A 17799-nucleotide genomic window follows, 5' to 3' on the forward strand; every position below is an offset into this window, starting at 1 on the left:
CCTCCTCGGACCGCGTAGCCGCATCCTTCTCGCCCCACCGTACCGCCTCGCGCCGCGGCCGTGCGGGGAGCGATGTCGTGTTCACTCAGGGCTGCAAACATCAAAACCCCCCGTTCTGTTCCGTATCCTGTGCCCGCTCGTTCCCGGTCTGTTCGCCCGCGAGCTCCTCCAGGAGCAGCGCGAGTACGCTGCGTACACTCTCCATACGGATTTCCGCCCGGCTGCCGTTCAACCGCAGCGGCGCCACTTTCCCGCCACCAATGATGGCGGACGTGGCACCCGAAGGCCCGTCGACGGCCACGTAGACCGTGCCCACCGGCTGCCCGTCCTGAGGGTCGGGGCCGGCGACACCGGTGGTCGCGACTCCCCAGTCCGCGCCGAGCGCCTCGCGCACTCCGGTCGCCATCTGTGCCGCGACCTGGGCATCGACCGCGCCGCGCTCGGCCAGAAGAGTGACGTCGACGCCCAGAAGTTCGTGCTTCAGTTCGGTGGCGTACGCGGTCACGGAACCCCGGAACGCCTTCGAGGCACCCGGCACGGCCGTGATCTCCGCCGCCACCAGACCACCGGTGAGCGACTCGGCGACGGCAAGCGTCTCGCCCCTCACCGTGAGTAGTCGCACCACTTCAGTGGCCGCGGAACTCACCGCTCGGCCTCCGCGGCGGCCGCCCGCCGCTCGGCGATTCCGCGCCGGCGCAGCACAATGGCCTGTCTCACATAGTCGAGTCCGGTGACGACGGTCAGGACGAGCGCCACACCCATCACCCAGAAGCGCAGGGAGGCCAGCGCCCCCGTCAGCGGCAGGATGTACATGCCGACGGCGGTGCCCTGGGCCAGCGTCTTCAGCTTGCCGCCGCGGCTCGCCGGGATGACTCCGTAGCGGATCACGACGAAGCGCAGCAGGGTGACACCGAGCTCGCGCCCGAGGATCACGAAGGTGACCCACCAGGGAAGATCGTCGAGCGCGGACAGACAGACCAGCGCGGCGCCCATGATCGCCTTGTCGGCGATGGGGTCGGCGATCTTCCCGAAGTCCGTGACGAGGTTGTACGCGCGCGCCAGGTGGCCGTCGAAGATGTCGGTGATCATGGCGACGGCGAAGGCCGCCCAGGCCCAGGCGCGCATGGCGGGGTCGTACCCGCCGTCGGCCAGCATCAGGGCCACGAAGCCCGGCACGAGGACGAGCCGGATCATGGTCAGGATGTTGGCGATGTTCCAGAGGCTGGCCTGGTCGACGGCCGCGGCGCCCAGCTTCCCGCCCCGCGCCGGCTTACCGCCCCCCGGAGCACCGGATGCGCCGGGGGCGCCCGTCGCGCCTTTGGCGCCGGGGGAGCCGCCCGCCGCGGATGCCGGGGCTCCGGTCATCTGGCCGCCTCCTCAGTACCCGCGAGCGTGAGCGAGCCGACAAGCGGCTCGGCCACCAGGTCGACACCTTCCGTACCGACCACCTTGGCCTCGACGATACGGCCGACGGTCAGACCCTCGCCGCTCGTGAACAGCACCTGTCCGTCCGTCTCCGGCGCCTGGTGCGCGGCGCGGCCGTACGCGCCGTCCTCGTCGTCGAGGGACTCCACCAGCACCTGCACGATCTCGCCCACCCGCTCCTCGGCGCGCTGGGCGACCAGTTCCTCGGCGAGCCGGGACACCCGCGCGAGGCGCTCGGCGACGACGTCCTCGTCCAGCTTGTTCTCGTAGGTCGCCGCTTCGGTGCCGTCCTCGTCGGAGTATCCGAAGACACCGATCGCGTCGAGGCGGGCTCCGGTGAGGAAGCGCTCCAGCTCCGCGAGGTCGGCCTCGCTCTCGCCCGGGAAGCCCACGATGAAGTTGGACCGCACACCGGCCTGCGGGGCCTTGGAGCGGATGGTGTCGAGCAGTTCCAGGAAGCGGTCGGTGTCGCCGAAACGGCGCATCGAGCGCAGCACGTCGGGCGCGGAGTGCTGGAAGGACAGGTCGAAGTAGGGCGCGACGTTCGGGGTCGACGTCAGGACGTCGATGAGTCCGGGACGCATCTCGGCGGGCTGCAGGTAGCTGACCCGGACGCGCTCGATGCCGTCGATCTCGGCCAGCTCCGGCAGCATCGTCTCCAGGAGACGGATGTCACCCAGGTCCTTGCCGTACGAGGTGTTGTTCTCCGAGACGAGCATCACTTCCTTGACGCCCTGCTCGGCGAGCCAGCGGGCCTCGTTCAGGACGTCGCTGGGCCGGCGCGAGATGAACGAGCCGCGGAAGGAGGGGATGGCGCAGAAGGAGCAGCGGCGGTCGCAGCCGGAGGCCAGCTTCACCGAGGCGACGGGGGATCCGTCCAGGCGGCGGCGCAGGGGTGCGCGGGGCCCGGAGACCGGGGCGACCCCGTCGGGAAGGTCCGTGGGGGCGCCGTGGCCGGGAAGGGCCACGTCCTCGCCGGCACTCTGCCGCTCGGCGGGGCTGATCGGCAGCAGTTTGCGCCGGTCGCGCGGGGTGTGGGAGGCGTGGATGCCGCCGTTCAGGATGGTCTGGAGGCGGTCGGAGATGTCGGCGTAGTCGTCGAAGCCGAGCACTCCGTCGGCCTCGGGGAGCGCTTCGGCGAGTTCCTTGCCGTACCGCTCAGCCATGCAGCCCACGGCCACGACGGCCTGGGTTCTGCCGTGACCCTTGAGGTCATTGGCTTCGAGGAGGGCGTCGACGGAGTCCTTCTTGGCGGCTTCGACAAAGCCACAGGTGTTGACGACGGCGACATCCGCTTCCTCGGCGTCATCCACGAGTTGCCAGCCGTCCGCCTCCAAACGGCCTGCGAGCTCCTCCGAGTCCACCTCGTTACGAGCGCAGCCAAGGGTGACAAGTGCGACGGTACGGCGTTCAGGCATGGGCTCAAGACTACTTTGTCTCACGGACGGCCCACGTCGACGGGGTTGGCCGATCTTGGCCAACCCCGTCCGCGCCTGTTCTTTCGGACCCCTATCCGACCTGCGGGTCGCCCTTCGTGTAGGTCAGACGCTCGACCGCGCCCGGCTGGAAGTCGTCGTCGATCTTCTTGCCGTTGACGTACAGCTCGATGGCTCCGGCGTCCCCCAGGATGAGGTTGATCTTGGAGCTGTCCTGGAAGGTCTTCGACTTGCCCTGCTCGAGCAGTCCGTCGAAGAGCATCCGCCCGTTGTGATCCTTGGCGGAGATCCAGCTGCGTCCGTCCGGGGCGCTGACCCGGACGGTCACCTTGTCCTGCGGAGCGGCCGCGATGGCGCTGTCGGACGGCTCCGGCTTGGGGTCGGCGGGCTTGGAGGGCTTCGAGAGGGGCGTGGCGGACTTCTTGGCGGTCGGCGTGGATCCCTCGGCGACCTGGGTCTTGGCGTCGTCGTCACCGTCGCCGCCCTTGACCACGGTGATCCCGACGAACCCGACCACCGCGACGATCGCGGCGACCATGGCGGCGGTCCAGTTCGGTCCCCGCCGCTCGGGACGGATGCGTTCCGCCTCGAAGAGCGGGGCGGCGGGCGTCGGCGCGGGACGTCCGCCGTGCTCGGCGTCGTACTGCGCGAGCAGCGGGACGGGATCGGTCTGCACGGCGCGGGCCAGGGTCCGGATGTGCCCGCGCGCGTAGACGTCGCCACCGCAGGGAGCGAAATCGCCCTGTTCGATGGCATGGATGATGGCGATACGGACGCGGGTGGCGTTACTGACGTCGTCGACGGTCAGACCGGCCTCGATGCGTGCCTGCTGAAGGGCACGTCCGATCGAGGGCCGCTCGGCCGTACGGTCGTCTTCGAACGGACGCTCGTCTTCGGGTGAGTTGCCGTCAGGTGAGTTGACGATGGACACGGGGGCGCCTTTCGAGCGTGTAGCCACCTGTGCTGGAAGTTCAGTCTAGGGGGGGTACGAAAGGGTGGGGCAACTGGGCGGTGGGACTTTGTACGCCATCAGAATGGCTGGTCATCCTGATAGTGAGGCATCGCGCCGTCCCTTCGCTCAACTTGACGTACGACGAAGCGAAACGGTTGCCCACCGACTCCTTACGGGTGAGTCACGTTCCCATCTCGGCCAGGGTCGGAACATGACGTTCCGCCATCTGCCGGGCGAGCCGCCCACTCCCCGGGCGACCCGCCACGTGCCCACCACGTCCCGCCGGCCTGTCCGTCCCTGTTCCGCCGAAGGTTCTACGCTTCTGCTTCCCCGCGAATCACGGCCAACACCCCGTCCAGCTCATCGGCCTTCACGAGGACGTCACGGGCCTTGGAGCCCTCACTGGGCCCGACGATCCCCCGCGACTCCATGAGGTCCATGAGCCGGCCCGCCTTCGCGAAGCCGACGCGCAGTTTGCGCTGGAGCATCGAGGTGGACCCGAACTGCGAGGTGACGACCAGTTCGGCGGCCGCGCACAGCAGATCGAGGTCGTCGCCGATGTCCTCGTCGATCTCCTTCTTCTGCTTGGCGCCCACGGTGACGTCGTCCCGGAAGACCGGCGCCATCTGATCCTTGCAGTGCTGCACGATCGCCGCGACCTCGGCCTCGGTGACGAAGGCTCCCTGCATACGGGTGGGCTTGTTGGCCCCCATCGGCAGGAAGAGCCCGTCGCCCTTGCCGATGAGCTTCTCGGCGCCGGGCTGGTCGAGGATGACGCGCGAGTCCGCGAGGGACGAGGTGGCGAAGGCGAGCCGGGAGGGCACGTTCGCCTTGATCAGACCGGTGACGACGTCGACGGACGGCCGCTGCGTGGCGAGGACCAGATGGATGCCGGCGGCGCGCGCGAGCTGGGTGATGCGCACGATCGCGTCCTCGACGTCGCGCGGCGCGACCATCATCAGGTCGGCCAGCTCGTCGACGATCACCAGGAGGTACGGGTACGGGCTCAGCTCGCGCTCACTGCCCTCGGGCAGCTTCACCTTGCCCTTCCTGATGGCGTCGTTGAAGTCGTCGATGTGCCGGAACCCGAACGCCGCGAGGTCGTCGTAGCGCAGGTCCATCTCCCGGACGACCCACTGCAGCGCCTCGGCGGCCCGCTTCGGGTTGGTGATGATCGGCGTGATCAGGTGCGGGATGCCTTCGTAGGCGGTCAGCTCGACCCGCTTGGGGTCGACGAGGACCATCCGCACGTCCTCGGGGGTGGCCCGGACCATGACCGAGGTGATCAGACAGTTGATGCACGACGACTTGCCGGACCCGGTGGCCCCCGCGACCAGGACGTGCGGCATCTTCGCGAGGTTGGCCATCACATAGCCGCCCTCGACGTCCTTGCCGAGCGCGACCAGCATCGGGTGGTCGTCCTCCGCCGCGTCCGCGAGGCGCAGCACGTCGCCGAGGTTGACCATCTCGCGGTCGGTGTTGGGGATCTCGATGCCGACCGCGGACTTGCCGGGGATCGGGCTGATGATCCGCACGTCCGGGCTGGCGACGGCGTACGCGATGTTCTTGGTGAGCGCCGTGATCCGCTCGACCTTCACGGCGGGGCCGAGCTCGACCTCGTACCGCGTGACCGTCGGTCCGCGCGTGAAGCCGGTGACGGCGGCGTCGACCTTGAACTCCATGAACACGTTCTGGAGGGAGGCGACCACCGCGTCGTTGGCCGCGCTGCGCGTCTTGCCGGGGCCACCGCGCTCCAGGAGATCGAGCGAGGGGAGCGAGTAGGTGATGTCCCCGGAGAGCTGGAGCTGTTCCGCGCGCGGGGGCAGCTCGCGCGGGGCGTCGGGCGCCGCCTTGGTGAGGTCGGGAACGAGCGGCTCGACCGCCAGGGCCTCCTGCTTCGGCCGCTTGGCGCCCGGTACGACCTTGGCGCGGGCCGCCGGAACCGGCGTCGTCTCCTCGTACCCGTCACGCTCCACGCCGACGCCGTGCGTCAGGTCGGCGACCAGCGGCGAGGGCGGCATCCCGTGCAGCACGGCACCGTCCAGCGCCGCCGCGGCGGCCGCGGCGACGTCCACGGCGTCCATCGGCCGGTTCAGGTCCGGCTGCCGCGCACCGGGCCGCCGGGGGCGGCTCCGGCGCCTGGTGAGCGCCTCCTGCTCGGCGCTGTCCGGGCCGTGGTCCCCGGGGGCGCTCGCGCGCCCCCGGGAGCGCGCCGGAAGCCCGTCGCGCCACTGCTCGTCGTAGCGCTCCTCCTCCGCCGCGAACGCGTCCTCGTCGAAATCGGCCTGGACGATGCCGAGCTTCTGGCCGAGCAGCCGCAGCCGCTGCGGAATCGCGTTGACCGGGGTCGCCGTGACGACCAGCAGCCCGAAGATCGTGAGCAGTACGAGGAGGGGGACCGCGAGGACCTCGCCCATCGTGTACGTCAGCGGGGTCGCCGCGCTCCAGCCGATGAGTCCGCCGGCATCCCTTATCGCCTGCATGCCGTCACTGCGAGCGGGGGCCCCGCACGCGATGTGCACCTGCCCGAGCACACCGATCACGAGCGCGGACAGGCCGATCACGATGCGGCCGTTCGCGTCGGGCTGCTCGGGATGCCGGATGAGCCGGGCGGCGATCACGGCGAGGAGTATCGGGACGAGCAGGTCGAGGCGGCCGAACGCGCCGGTGACCAGCATCTCCACGAGGTCCCCGACGGGACCGCGCAGATTGGACCAGGTGCCCGCCGCGACGATCAGTCCGAGACCGAGCAGCAGGAGTGCGAGTCCGTCCTTGCGGTGCGCCGGGTCGAGCCCCTTCGCGCCCCGCCCTATGCCACGGAAGGTGGCGCCGACCGCGTGCGCCACGGCGAGCCACAGGGCGCGTACGAGTCTGTACACACCGGCGGTGGGGTTGGGCGCCGGCGCGGGAGCGGGCTTCTTCGCCGCGGCCCTCTTGGCGGGCGCCTTCTTGGCGACCGCCTTTTTCACGGGGGCCTTCTTCGCCGGAGCCTTCGTCGGAGCGGCCGCCTTCTTCGCGGGCGGCTTCTTGGCTGCGGACTGACGTGAGGCCATGTGTGTGAGGTTACCGGTGGAGACGACAGGGGACACGTGTGGCTTCCCCAAGTTCTCTACTTCGCTCGAACAGGGGCGACTTCGACTTCACCCGTTCGTGTCACCCTTGCCGGGGACCGGAACTGACGCATCCTCACGCCGTTCCCCGGCGCGGAGGCTTTCGCGAAGCGTCAGCTCTGCGACGGCAGCGAGGGCGCGCCGCTCCCCGTGCCCGGCTCCAGCGCGTCCAGCGCCCTGCGCAGTCCGGTGAGTTTGCGCTCCAGGTGGGCCGCGGTCGCCACCGCCGCCGCGTCCGCGGAGTCGTCGTCGAGCTGCTTGGACAGCGCCTCGGCCTGTTCCTCGACCGCCGCCAGGCGTGCCGAGAGCTCGGCGAGGAGTCCGGCGGGCTCCTTGGCCTCGCCGATCGCCACCTTGCCGCCGCCCTCCAGCTGGAGCCTCAGCAGGGCCGCCTGTTCACGGAGTTGGCAGTTCTTCATGTAGAGCTCGACGAAGACGGAGACCTTCGCGCGCAGCACCCACGGGTCGAAGGGCTTGGAGATGTAGTCCACCGCGCCGGCCGCGTATCCCCGGAAGGTGTGGTGCGGGCCGTGGTTGATGGCGGTGAGGAAGATGATCGGGATGTCCCGGGTCCGCTCCCGCCGCTTGATGTGCGCGGCCGTCTCGAAACCGTCCATGCCCGGCATCTGGACATCCAGCAGAATGACCGCGAAGTCGTCCGTGAGCAACGCCTTGAGCGCTTCCTCCCCGGACGATGCCCGCACCAGTGTCTGATCGAGCGCCGAGAGAATCGCCTCCAGCGCCAGCAGATTCTCCGGCCGGTCATCGACCAGGAGGATCTTGGCCTTCTGCACCATGGCCCGTCCTCCTCGCCCCGGCATGGGGCCTCCCCTGTCCGCAGGACTTGGGGAGGCACCGGGCGCCGCCCCAGGGGACGACTCCCTTGCGCCGCCCGTCCTTGTGCCGGTCATGGTAGCTGCACCCCGCCTGTCGCCACACCCTGTCACCGCGATGTCACTGTGCACGTAGCAGAAACGCGGCGGGAGACCAGAAGGTTCCCCGTATCCCGCGCTTCTACACGGCCCCGGGCACGGTCAGTTATCCGGCCGGTCACCCGGCGCCGGAGGCCGGAACCGCGGGGCCGCCCGGTGTCCCGTTCTCCGGCACCACACGCCGGACCGCGCCACCGTCCTCGAGTGTGTCACCTCTCACGCATCCACTGCGCCATGACCGACAGCAGGTGATCGGGATCGACCGGCTTGGTCACGTAGTCGGAGGCACCCGACTCGATCGCCTTCTCCCGGTCGCCCTTCATCGCCTTCGCCGTGAGCGCGATGATCGGCAGCCCCGCGAACTGAGGCATCCGCCGGATCGCCGTGGTCGTGGCGTAGCCGTCCATCTCGGGCATCATGATGTCCATCAGAACGACCGTCACATCGTCGTGCTGCTCCAGGACCTCGATGCCCTCGCGGCCGTTCTCCGCGTACAGCACCGAGAGCCCGTGCTGTTCGAGGACGCTGGTCAGCGCGAAGACGTTGCGGATGTCGTCGTCGACGATCAGCACCTTCTCGCCCTCGAACCGGATGCCCTGGCGCTGCTGCGCACCCGCGTCCGGCCGCCCCGCGGCCTCCCACGGCTCCTGGACCGCGCCCGCGGCGCCGTCCGACTGCCCCTGGGCGGCCGCACCCTGCTCGACCGCGGGCAGCGCCCTGCGGCGCCTCCTGAACAGCGCGGCGGGCCCGTTCTGGGTCTCCTGGTACGACTTCACCTCGGCCGGCATGCCCAGAGCGCCCAACTCCGCCTCGGAGGCCAGCAGCTCGCCCGCCTCCAGCGCCGGCGCGAGCTGCCCGTAGTTCTGCGGCGGCAGCTCGCTCGGGTGCAGCGGGAGGTACAGGGTGAACGTGGAGCCGCGCCCCGGCTCGCTCTGCGCGTGGATCTCGCCGCCCAGCAGCCGCGCGATCTCCCGCGAGATGGAGAGCCCCAGACCCGTGCCGCCGTACTTGCGGCTCGTCGTGCCGTCCGCCTGCTTGAACGCCTCGAAGATCACCCGCATCTTGCTGGCGGCGATCCCGATGCCGGTGTCCGTCACGGAGAACGCGATCAGATCGGCGTCCGCGTCGCGCAGCGACCCCGACTCCAGAAGCTGCTCACGAATGGCCACCGGCACCTCCGAACCGGCCGGCCGGATCACCAGCTCGACCGCTCCGGAGTCGGTGAACTTCACCGCGTTGGACAGCAGGTTGCGCAGCACCTGGAGAAGGCGCTGTTCGTCGGTGTGCAGCGTGGCGGGCAGTTCCGGCGAGACCCGAACGGAGAAGTCGAGCCCCTTCTCCGCGGTCAGCGGGCGGAACGTCGCCTCCACGTAGTCGACGAGCTGGACGAGCGCGATACGGGTCGGCGACACGTCCATCTTGCCCGCCTCGACCTTCGACAGGTCGAGGATGTCGTTGATCAGCTGGAGCAGGTCGGAGCCCGCGCCGTGGATCGTCTCGGCGAACTCGACCTGCTTCGGCGTGAGGTTCGTGTCCGCGTTGTCGGCGAGCAGCTTGGCCAGGATCAGCAGGGAGTTGAGCGGCGTCCGCAGCTCGTGCGACATGTTCGCCAGGAACTCGCTCTTGTAGCGCATGGAGACCGCGAGCTGTTCGGCACGCTCCTCCAGGACCTGCCGGGCCTCCTCGATCTCGGTGTTCTTGACCTCGATGTCGCGGTTCTGCTGGGCCAGCAGCTCGGCCTTCTCCTCCAGTTCCGCGTTCGAGTCCTGGAGCGCCTTCTGCCGGTTCTCCAACTCGGCAGAACGTTCCCGCAGTTGCTCGGTGAGCTCCTGCGACTGCCGGAGCAGCACCTCCGTCTTGGTGTTCACGGAGATCGTGTTGACGCTCGTCGCGATCATCTCGGCGATCTGGTTCAGGAAGTCCTTCTGGATCTGCGTGAACGGCGTGAACGACGCCAGCTCGATGACTCCGAGCACGGTCCCCTCGAAGAGCACCGGAAGCACGATGACCTGCGCCGGGGGCGCCTCGCCCAGCCCGGAGGAGATCTTCAGGTAGCCGCTCGGCGCGTTCTCCACGAGGATCGTGCGCTTCTCCTGGGCCGCCGTCCCGATCAGCGCCTCACCGGGGCGGAACGACGTCGGCATGGAGCCCATCGAATAGCCGTACGACCCGAGCATGCGCAGGACGTACGCCTCCTCGTCCTCGGTGCCCGCGTCCTTGCCCTCGACCAGCGGCATGGAGAGGAAGAACGCGCCGTGCTGGGCCGAGACGACCGGCGTCAGCTCGCTCATGATCAGCGAGGCCACGTCGTCGAGATCACGGCGGCCCTGCATCAGGGCGGAGATCCGGGCGAGGTTGCCCTTCAGCCAGTCCTGCTCCTTGTTGGCGATCGTGGTGTCACGCAGGTTGGCGATCATCTTGTTGATGTAGTCCTGGAGTTCCTGGATCTCGCCGGACGCGTCCACGTCGATCTTCAGGTTCAGGTCGCCCCGGGTCACCGCGGTCGCCACGCGCGCGATGGCACGCACCTGCCGGGTCAGGTTCCCGGCCATCTCGTTCACCGACTCGGTGAGGTCGCGCCAGGTGCCGTCGACGTCACGGACGCGAGCCTGGCCGCCCAGCTGCCCCTCGGTGCCCACTTCCCGGGCTACCCGGGTGACCTCCTCGGCGAAGGACGACAGCTGATCGACCATCGTGTTGATGGTGGTCTTGAGCTCCAGGATCTCGCCGCGCGCGTCGATGTCGATCTTCTTGGTCAGGTCGCCCTTCGCGATGGCCGTGGTGACCATCGCGATGTTGCGCACCTGACCGGTCAGGTTCGACGCCATCCCGTTCACCGACTCGGTGAGGTCCTTCCACGTCCCGGCGACCCCCGGGACGTGCGCCTGCCCGCCGAGGATGCCGTCCGTACCCACCTCGCGGGCCACCTTGGTGACCTGCTCGGCGAACGAACTCAGCGTCTTCACCATCGTGTTGAAGGTGTCGGCGAGCTGGGCGACCTCGCCGCGCGCCTCGATCGTCACCGTCCGGGTCAGGTCACCGTTGGCGACGGCCGCGGCCACCTGCGAGATGTTCCGCACCTGCATGGTCAGGTTGTAGGCCATCAGGTTGACGTTGTCGCTCAGGTCCTTCCAGATGCCCGTGACCCCGGGAACCCGCGCCTGACCGCCCAACTGGCCCTCGGTGCCCACCTCGCGGGCCACCCGGGTCACCTGCTCGGCGAACGACGACAGCTGGTCGACCATCGTGTTGACGGTGGTGACCAGTTCGAGGATCTCGCCCTTGGCGTCGACGGTGATCTTCTTGGACAGGTCTCCCATGGCCACCGCGGTCGTGACCTCGGCGATGTTGCGCACCTGGATGGTCAGGTTGTTGGCCATGAAGTTCACCGACTGGGTGAGGTCCTTCCAGGTGCCCGAGACACCCTGCACCTCGGCCTGCCCGCCGAGGATGCCCTCGGTGCCCACCTCGCGGGCCACCCGCGTCACCTGCTCGGCGAAGTTCGAGAGCTGGTCCACCATCGTGTTGAGGGTGTTCTTCAGCTCCAGGATCTCGCCGCGCGCGTCCACGTCGATCTTCTGCGACAGGTCGCCCCGCGCCACCGCGGTCGCGACCTGCGCGATGTTGCGCACCTGCGCGGTGAGGTTCCCGGCCATGCCGTTCACCGAGTCGGTCAGGTCCCGCCACACACCGGCGACGCCGGGCACCTGCGCCTGACCGCCGAGCCGGCCCTCCGTACCCACGTCCCGGGCCACCCGGGTCACCTGGTCGGCGAACGCGGAGAGCTGGTCGACCATCGTGTTGATGGTGTTCTTCAGCTCCAGGATCTCGCCGCGCGCGTCCACGTCGATCTTCTGCGACAGGTCACCCCGCGCCACCGCCGTCGTCACCTGCGCGATCTGCCGCACCTGGGAAGTCAGGTTCCCCGCCATGAAGTTGACGGAGTCCGTGAGTTCCTTCCAGGTACCGGACACGCCGTCCACCCGGGCCTGGCCGCCGAGCCGGCCCTCCGTGCCCACGTCGCGGGCCATCCGGGTCACCTGGTCGGCGAAGCTCGACAGCTGGTCCACCATCGTGTTGACGGTGACCTTCAGCTCCAGCATCTCGCCGGCGACCTCGACGGTGACCTTCTGCGACAGATCACCGTTGGCGACCGCCGTGGTCACCTGGGCGATGTTGCGCACCTGGCCGGTCAGGTTCTGGAACGCCGTGTTGACGGAGTCCGTCAGGTCCTTCCAGGTACCGGCCACTCCCGGAACCTGGGCCTGGCCGCCCAGTTCGCCCTCGACGCCGACCTCGCGCGCCACGCGCGTGACCTCGACACCGAACGACGACAGCTGGTCCACCATCGTGTTGACGGTGTTCTTCAGCTCCAGCATCTCGCCCGCGACCTCGACGCTGACCTTCTGCGACAGATCACCGTTGGCCACGGCCGTCGTCACGGCGGCGATGTCGCGCACCTGGGTCGTCAGGTTCCGGAAGACCGTGTTGACCGAGTCCGTGAGGTCCTTCCACGTACCCGCGGCGCCCGGCACGTTCGCCTGACCACCGAGCCGGCCCTCGCCACCGACCTCGTTCGCGACACGGGTGACCTCGTCGGCGAACGTCCGCAGCGTCTCGGTCATCTGGTTGATCGTCTCGGCGAGCTGCGCGACCTCCCCGCGCGCGGAGACGGTCACCTTCTGCGACAGGTCACCGCTCGCGACCGCCGTCGTCACCTGAGCGATCCCGCGGACCTGGGCCGTCAGGTTGCCGGCCATGAGGTTCACCGAATCGGTGAGGTCCTTCCACACCCCGGCCACACCCGGTACCTGCGCCTGACCGCCCAGCTCGCCCTCGGTACCCACCTCCCGGGCGACTCGCGTCACCTCGGAGGAGAACGAGGACAGCTGGTCCACCATCGTGTTGACGGTGTTCTTCAGCTCCAGCATCTCGCCGGCCACGTGGACCGTGACCTTCCGCGACAGATCACCCTTCGCCACGGCCGTCGTCACGAGAGCGATGTCACGCACCTGGGCGGTGAGCCGGTACGCCATCGTGTTGACCGAGTCCGTCAGGTCCTTCCACGAACCGGACATACCGCGCACCCGGGCCTGCCCGCCCAGCTTGCCCTCGGTACCCACCTCGCTGGCCACCCGCGTGACCTCGTCGGTGAACGTCGACAGCTGGTCGACCAGATTGTTGACGGTCCGCCCGACCTTCAGGAACTCACCCCGCAGCGGATGCCCGTTGCCGTCCGCCGCCTGCGCGCGCAGGTCCATGCGCGGCGACAGATCGCCCTCCGCCACGGCGGTCAGCACCCGGCCGACCTCGGACACCGGCCGGACCAGGTCTTCGACCAGCGCGTTCGAGGCGTCGATCGCGGCCGCCCAGGACCCCTCGCAGGTGCCCGTCTCCAGCCGCTCCGTGAGCTTTCCCTCGCGGCCCACCACCCGCCGTACCCGCGACAGCTCACCGGTCAGGTGCAGATTCCGGTCGGCGACGTCGTTGAAGACCGCCGCGATCTCGGACATCACACCGTCACCGGAAACGGTGAGCCTCTTGCGGAAGTTCCCGTCCCGCATCGACACCAGGGCCGCCAGCAACCGGTTCAGGGCCGCCGTGTCCACCTCGGTGGTGCCGTTGCGCGGTGAGCGCCCGCTGTTCAGGGACTGTCCGCCTTTCGCGCGCGTCCTACCGCCCCGCGTCGCTGCGCCAGACTCCACTGTGTCCCTCCCGCAAGGGTCGACCAATACTGCTCGGCGTACTCGGGTACTTCTGTTCGGTGTGAAGGAGAGGCATTCGACCTGCCCGGACCCGCTCCTGGAACCTGCCCAGTGTTTCACCCCGGCCGAACCAGGCCATAACAGTTCGGCAGCTTCGCACATCGTCCGCACACCATCGGGACGGAATGACCGGCCGTGATCGGACTCGACCACATCCAGCTGTCCGAACGGAACCATCGGACTCTTCAGGACGGAAACACTGGTGACCGGCATCCGCACGGACGGCGAAGGTAAGTAACCTTGCATGCGGCTGTCCAGCCGTGCCGGTCCTGTCCGGCCTGGGCGGTGGCACGAGTACGAGCGGGCAGGCATCGGAGGGCACCGCACCATGACCACCGGACTGCATCCTGGGGAAGCGCCTCAGGATCCCCGGCCGACGGGGAACCACTCTCTGCCCACGCAGGAGCGGGTCGGCGACGGAACCGGGCACGCCGACAGCCGGACGAGGAGCTCTGTGATCACCGCGCGCGCGGCCGCCAGTTTCGAGCCCGTGGGACGGTCCGTCGCGACCGCCCGCTCGTTCGTCCGGGACACCCTCCAGGGCTGGGGCTTCGCCGACATCGTCGACGACGCCGTCGTCCTCACCAGTGAACTGGTCACCAATGCCGTCGTGCACGCGGGCACCTCCGCCGACGTTCTGTGTCTGCGCAGCGACGACGGGGTACGCGTCGAAGTGGCGGATCACTACCCGGAACGGGAGATCCCACTCCAGGCCACGGCCATCAACATGGGCAGCCCCGACCGCGAGGGCGGCCGCGGACTCCAGCTGTGCGCGGCCCTCGCCAGCCGCTGGGGTGTCGAGTACACGCCCACCCGCAAGCAGGTCTGGTTCCAGCTGCACCTCCCCGAGCGCGCGGTCGGCACCCGCGCCGCCGGCCCCTCGCTCCCCGCCCACCTCCTCCCCCTGGCCGACGGCCGGGTGCGCGTGGCCGTCGTCCAGATCGACCGGACGGGCTCCATCAACGCCTGGAACGAAGACGCCGAGGAGCTCTTCGGGTACGCCGCCGAGAAGGTCACCGGCAAGCCCCTCACCGACTTCGCGGCCTGGCCGCACACCCCCGGCACCAGCACCGGCATCGTCGAGGCCCTCCAACTCTCCCGCTGGGAGGGCAGTTACGGCATCCGCTGCGCCGACGGCCGCGTCACCCCGGTGTACGCCTCACACCTGCGGGTCCGCGACACGAGCGGGGAGCCCTCCACCGTCTGTCTCCTGGTCCGCGACCACGAACGCGCCGTCCTGCAGACCCCGTTGCGCGGCGGCCCCGCCCCGGACACGGGCGCCGGCGCCGAGGGACAGACCACGGACCCGTTCGAGGTCTTCATCGGCTCACCGGCCCCGGACGACCTCGACGGCCTCCTCCAGCGCACGGTGGAACGCGCCCGCGACATGCTCGACGGCGACTCCGCCTTCCTTCTCCTCGCGACCGACGACGAGACGGAACTGGAGGTACGTGCCTCCACCGGCCTCCCGTCCGCGCGCCAGCGCTTCGCCCGCGTCCCCGTCGAGGCGGGCCCCGGACGGTACGGCTCGGCCCGGATGCCCGCCGTCCACGAGGACCTGACGGTCGTCCCCGGCGCCGTGCCGCTCCTCGGCGGCACCGGCATGCGCTCGGTCGTCACGGTCCCGCTGAAGGTCGAGGGCCGCCTCACCGGTTCCCTCGGCGTCGCGGCGGAGTCACCCGGCCGCTACTCGAACGAGGAGGCCCTGCGCCTCCAGTTCGCCGCCGACCGCATCGCCCTGGCGGTGGAATCGGCCCGCCTCGGCGAGCTGGAACGCCTGCGCCGCGGTTCGCTGTCCTTCCTCGTCGAGGCCTCCGACCTGCTGGCCGGCACGCTGGACCGCGACCAGACGCTCGCCCTGATGGCCCAGATGACGGTGCCGACCCTGGCCACCTGGTGCGCCGTCTACACGATCGCCGACCAGGCCTCCGAGCCGTACCTCTCGTACGTCCTGCACGAGGACGAGGAACGCATCGACGGCCTCAAGGCGTTGCTCTCCAAGATCTCTCCACCGGACCCGGTGCCCACCCCGGGCGCCCGTGTCTGGTCGGCTCCGGCCACGGCGGCCCACGATGCGGCGCTGCGGACCTCCATGCGCAGCCTGGGCCTCGGCGAGCGGACCTCACTGACCTCCGGCATCGGGACGACGCTGGCGACGGCCGCGGCGGTCGGCGGCGAGACCGTCGTCCTCCCCCTGGTGGCCCGCAACCGCGTCATCGGCATGCTGACCCTCGGCAAGCCCTCGGACGAACACTTCCGCCAGGAGATCCTGGAGCTGGCCGAGGACCTCTCCCGGAGAGCGGCCCTCGCCCTGGACAACGCCCGCCTGTACTCGGAGCGCACGGCCATCAGCCAGTCCCTCCAGCGCAGCCTCCTGCCCCCGGAACTCCCCCAGATCGAGGGCGTCGAGGTCGAGGTCATCTACCGGGCCGCGGGCGAGGGCAACGAAGTCGGCGGCGACTTCTACGACCTCTTCCCCATCCGTGACGGCGCGTACGGCTTCGCCATCGGCGACGTCTGCGGTACGGGCCCGGAGGCGGCGGCGGTCACCGGCCTGGCCCGGCACGCGCTCCGACTGCTGGCCCGCGAGGGTTACGGCGGCCCCGCGGTCCTGGAGCGGCTCAACTCCGCGATCCTCGACGAGGGCGCCCGCAGCCGCTTCCTGACGCTCCTCTACGGCGAGTTGTGGCCCCAGGAGGACGGCAGCGCCGTCCTGAAGGTCGTCTGTGCCGGCCACCCGCTGCCGCTGCGTCTGCGCCAGGACGGCACGGTCGAACCGGCCGCCGAACCGCAGCCGCTCCTCGGTGTCATGGAGGACCTGGAGCTGTACGAACAGACGGTCACGCTGGATCCGGGCGATGTCCTGCTCTGTGTCACGGACGGCGTCACGGAGCGCCGCGAGGGCACCCGCATGCTCGGCGACGACGGCCTCACGGACGTCCTCACCACATGCACGGGCCTGACCGCCGGCGCCGTCGCCGCGCGCATCATGCGCGCGGTCGAACGATTCGCCTCCGACGCCCCGTCCGACGACATGGCGATTCTCGCCATGCGGGTACCGGGCCTCCAGACGGACTGAGGCCCCACCGGCCCCGGACATGCGAAAGGCCCCCGCCCACAAGGGCGGAGGCCTTTTCTGCCGGAGCCCCCCAACGGAATCGAACCGTTGACCTTCTCCTTACCATGGAGACGCTCTACCGACTGAGCTAGGGGGGCCTGTCGCTTTCGAGGTTTCCCTCGCGGCAACGAAATGAAGCATACCCCGAACTGAACCGTGCTCCCAACCAGTCCGGCCCGCAACCGATCCGGCCGGAATCAGAAGGCCGGCTCCAGCAATCCGCCGAGCGCGTTGCACGCGGAGACGATCCGCTGCATGTCCCGCTTCGTCAACGCCCCGTCCACGGGCAGCGAAAGCGTCTCGTCCGCGGCCCGCTCGGTCTCGGGAAGGTGTACGTCCCTTCGGAACCCGGGCATGCGGTGCACCGGCGTCTTCACCGGCACCCGGCATTCGACTCCCCTGGCCCGCACGGCCCGTGCGAAGGCGTCGCGGTCCGGCCGCCCGTTGCCCGGCACCCGCACGACGTACTGCTGATAGGTGTGCCCGTCGCCGCTGACCGGTGTCCGTACGCCGCTCAGCCGTCCGTCCAGATAGGCGGCCCGCTGCCGGCGCTGGGCGATCTCGTCGTACGGCGCCTCGGACTCACCCTGCTCCAGCAGCAACAGCCCGTGTCGCTGCCCGAGTTCCCGGAGCCGCGCCATGTCGGCCTTCCGCCCGAAGCGGTGCACGACGACGACCACGGCCGAGCGAGGTGTCACGACGGCCTCGATCGCGTGAGGGTCGAGGCAGTAGGTCACGGGGTCTATGTCTGCGAAGACGACCGTGGCGCCGGCCTGGGTGACGGCGTCGGCGACCTCCGTGTTCCCGAAGGCGGGGACGATGACCTCGTCACCGGCTCCCACACCCGCGGCCTTGAGCATTGCGGCAGTACCCATGCTGCGGATATTGGCCGCGCAACGTGAACTGCAAGTAAAGGAAAACAAAAAAGAGCTGGTCCCCGAACCGAAGTTCGGGGACCAGCTCTCTAAAATTTGTTCGGCGGCGTCCTACTCTCCCACAGGGTCCCCCCTGCAGTACCATCGGCGCTGTGAGGCTTAGCTTCCGGGTTCGGAATGTAACCG

At 69.5% G+C, this 17799-nt stretch carries 9 protein-coding genes, 1 tRNA gene and 1 rRNA gene; 1 reads left to right on the forward strand and 10 read right to left on the reverse strand.

The window, feature by feature from the left end; translation table 11 throughout:
- Positions 1-100: 100 nt before the first annotated feature.
- The 7 genes from ACFYW7_RS33650 to ACFYW7_RS33680 all read right to left on the reverse strand — a co-directional run bounded on the left by ACFYW7_RS33650 (position 101) and on the right by ACFYW7_RS33680 (position 13560).
- Positions 101-646 carry a CinA family protein gene (locus ACFYW7_RS33650; protein ID WP_389509408.1) on the reverse strand — a complete coding sequence of 182 codons (546 nt, stop codon included), beginning with the start codon at positions 644-646 and terminating at the stop codon, positions 101-103.
- Complete coding sequence (gene pgsA, locus ACFYW7_RS33655; protein WP_389509410.1) at positions 643-1365, reverse strand: CDP-diacylglycerol--glycerol-3-phosphate 3-phosphatidyltransferase; 723 nt, start codon at positions 1363-1365, stop codon at positions 643-645. The genes ACFYW7_RS33650 and pgsA overlap by 4 nt, the downstream gene beginning before the upstream one ends.
- On the reverse strand, positions 1362-2843 hold the full coding sequence (gene rimO / locus ACFYW7_RS33660; protein WP_389509412.1) for a 30S ribosomal protein S12 methylthiotransferase RimO: 1482 nt from the start codon (positions 2841-2843) through the stop codon (positions 1362-1364). Before rimO ends, pgsA begins: the two co-directional genes overlap by 4 nt.
- A 91-nt stretch (positions 2844-2934) precedes the next feature.
- A complete protein-coding gene (locus tag ACFYW7_RS33665; protein ID WP_389509415.1) occupies positions 2935-3792 on the reverse strand; it encodes a helix-turn-helix domain-containing protein in 858 nt (285 codons plus the stop codon).
- Between the two features lie 335 nt (positions 3793-4127).
- The gene (locus tag ACFYW7_RS33670) at positions 4128-6866 is read right to left on the reverse strand and encodes a DNA translocase FtsK (RefSeq protein WP_389509418.1); all 2739 of its coding nucleotides are present in this window, start codon (positions 6864-6866) and stop codon (positions 4128-4130) included.
- 170 nt (positions 6867-7036) lie between these two features.
- The gene (locus ACFYW7_RS33675) at positions 7037-7720 is read right to left on the reverse strand and encodes a two-component system response regulator (protein WP_389509420.1); all 684 of its coding nucleotides are present in this window, start codon (positions 7718-7720) and stop codon (positions 7037-7039) included.
- 344 nt (positions 7721-8064) lie between these two features.
- Positions 8065-13560 (reverse strand): HAMP domain-containing protein, encoded by a 5496-nt coding sequence (locus ACFYW7_RS33680; protein ID WP_389509422.1) that lies wholly within the window; start codon positions 13558-13560, stop codon positions 8065-8067.
- Between the two features lie 388 nt (positions 13561-13948).
- Between ACFYW7_RS33680 and ACFYW7_RS33685 the strand changes: the two genes are divergently transcribed.
- Entirely contained in the window at positions 13949-16699 is a 2751-nt protein-coding gene (locus ACFYW7_RS33685; RefSeq protein WP_389509425.1) for a SpoIIE family protein phosphatase, read from the forward strand.
- Between the two features lie 64 nt (positions 16700-16763).
- On the opposite strand, the gene ACFYW7_RS33690 is transcribed toward ACFYW7_RS33685, so the two are convergent.
- From ACFYW7_RS33690 to rrf, 3 genes are all read right to left on the reverse strand, one after another.
- Positions 16764-16836: transfer RNA gene (locus ACFYW7_RS33690), tRNA-Thr, on the reverse strand.
- A gap of 99 nt (positions 16837-16935) precedes the next feature.
- Complete coding sequence (locus tag ACFYW7_RS33695) at positions 16936-17598, reverse strand: DegT/DnrJ/EryC1/StrS family aminotransferase (protein ID WP_389509445.1); 663 nt, start codon at positions 17596-17598, stop codon at positions 16936-16938.
- Positions 17599-17711: 113 nt separating this feature from the next.
- Positions 17712-17799, reverse strand: a 5S ribosomal RNA gene (rrf, locus tag ACFYW7_RS33700); the annotation flags it as partial.

The organism is Streptomyces sp. NPDC002580 (assembly GCF_042889485.1).
Lineage (GTDB): Bacteria > Actinomycetota > Actinomycetes > Streptomycetales > Streptomycetaceae > Streptomyces.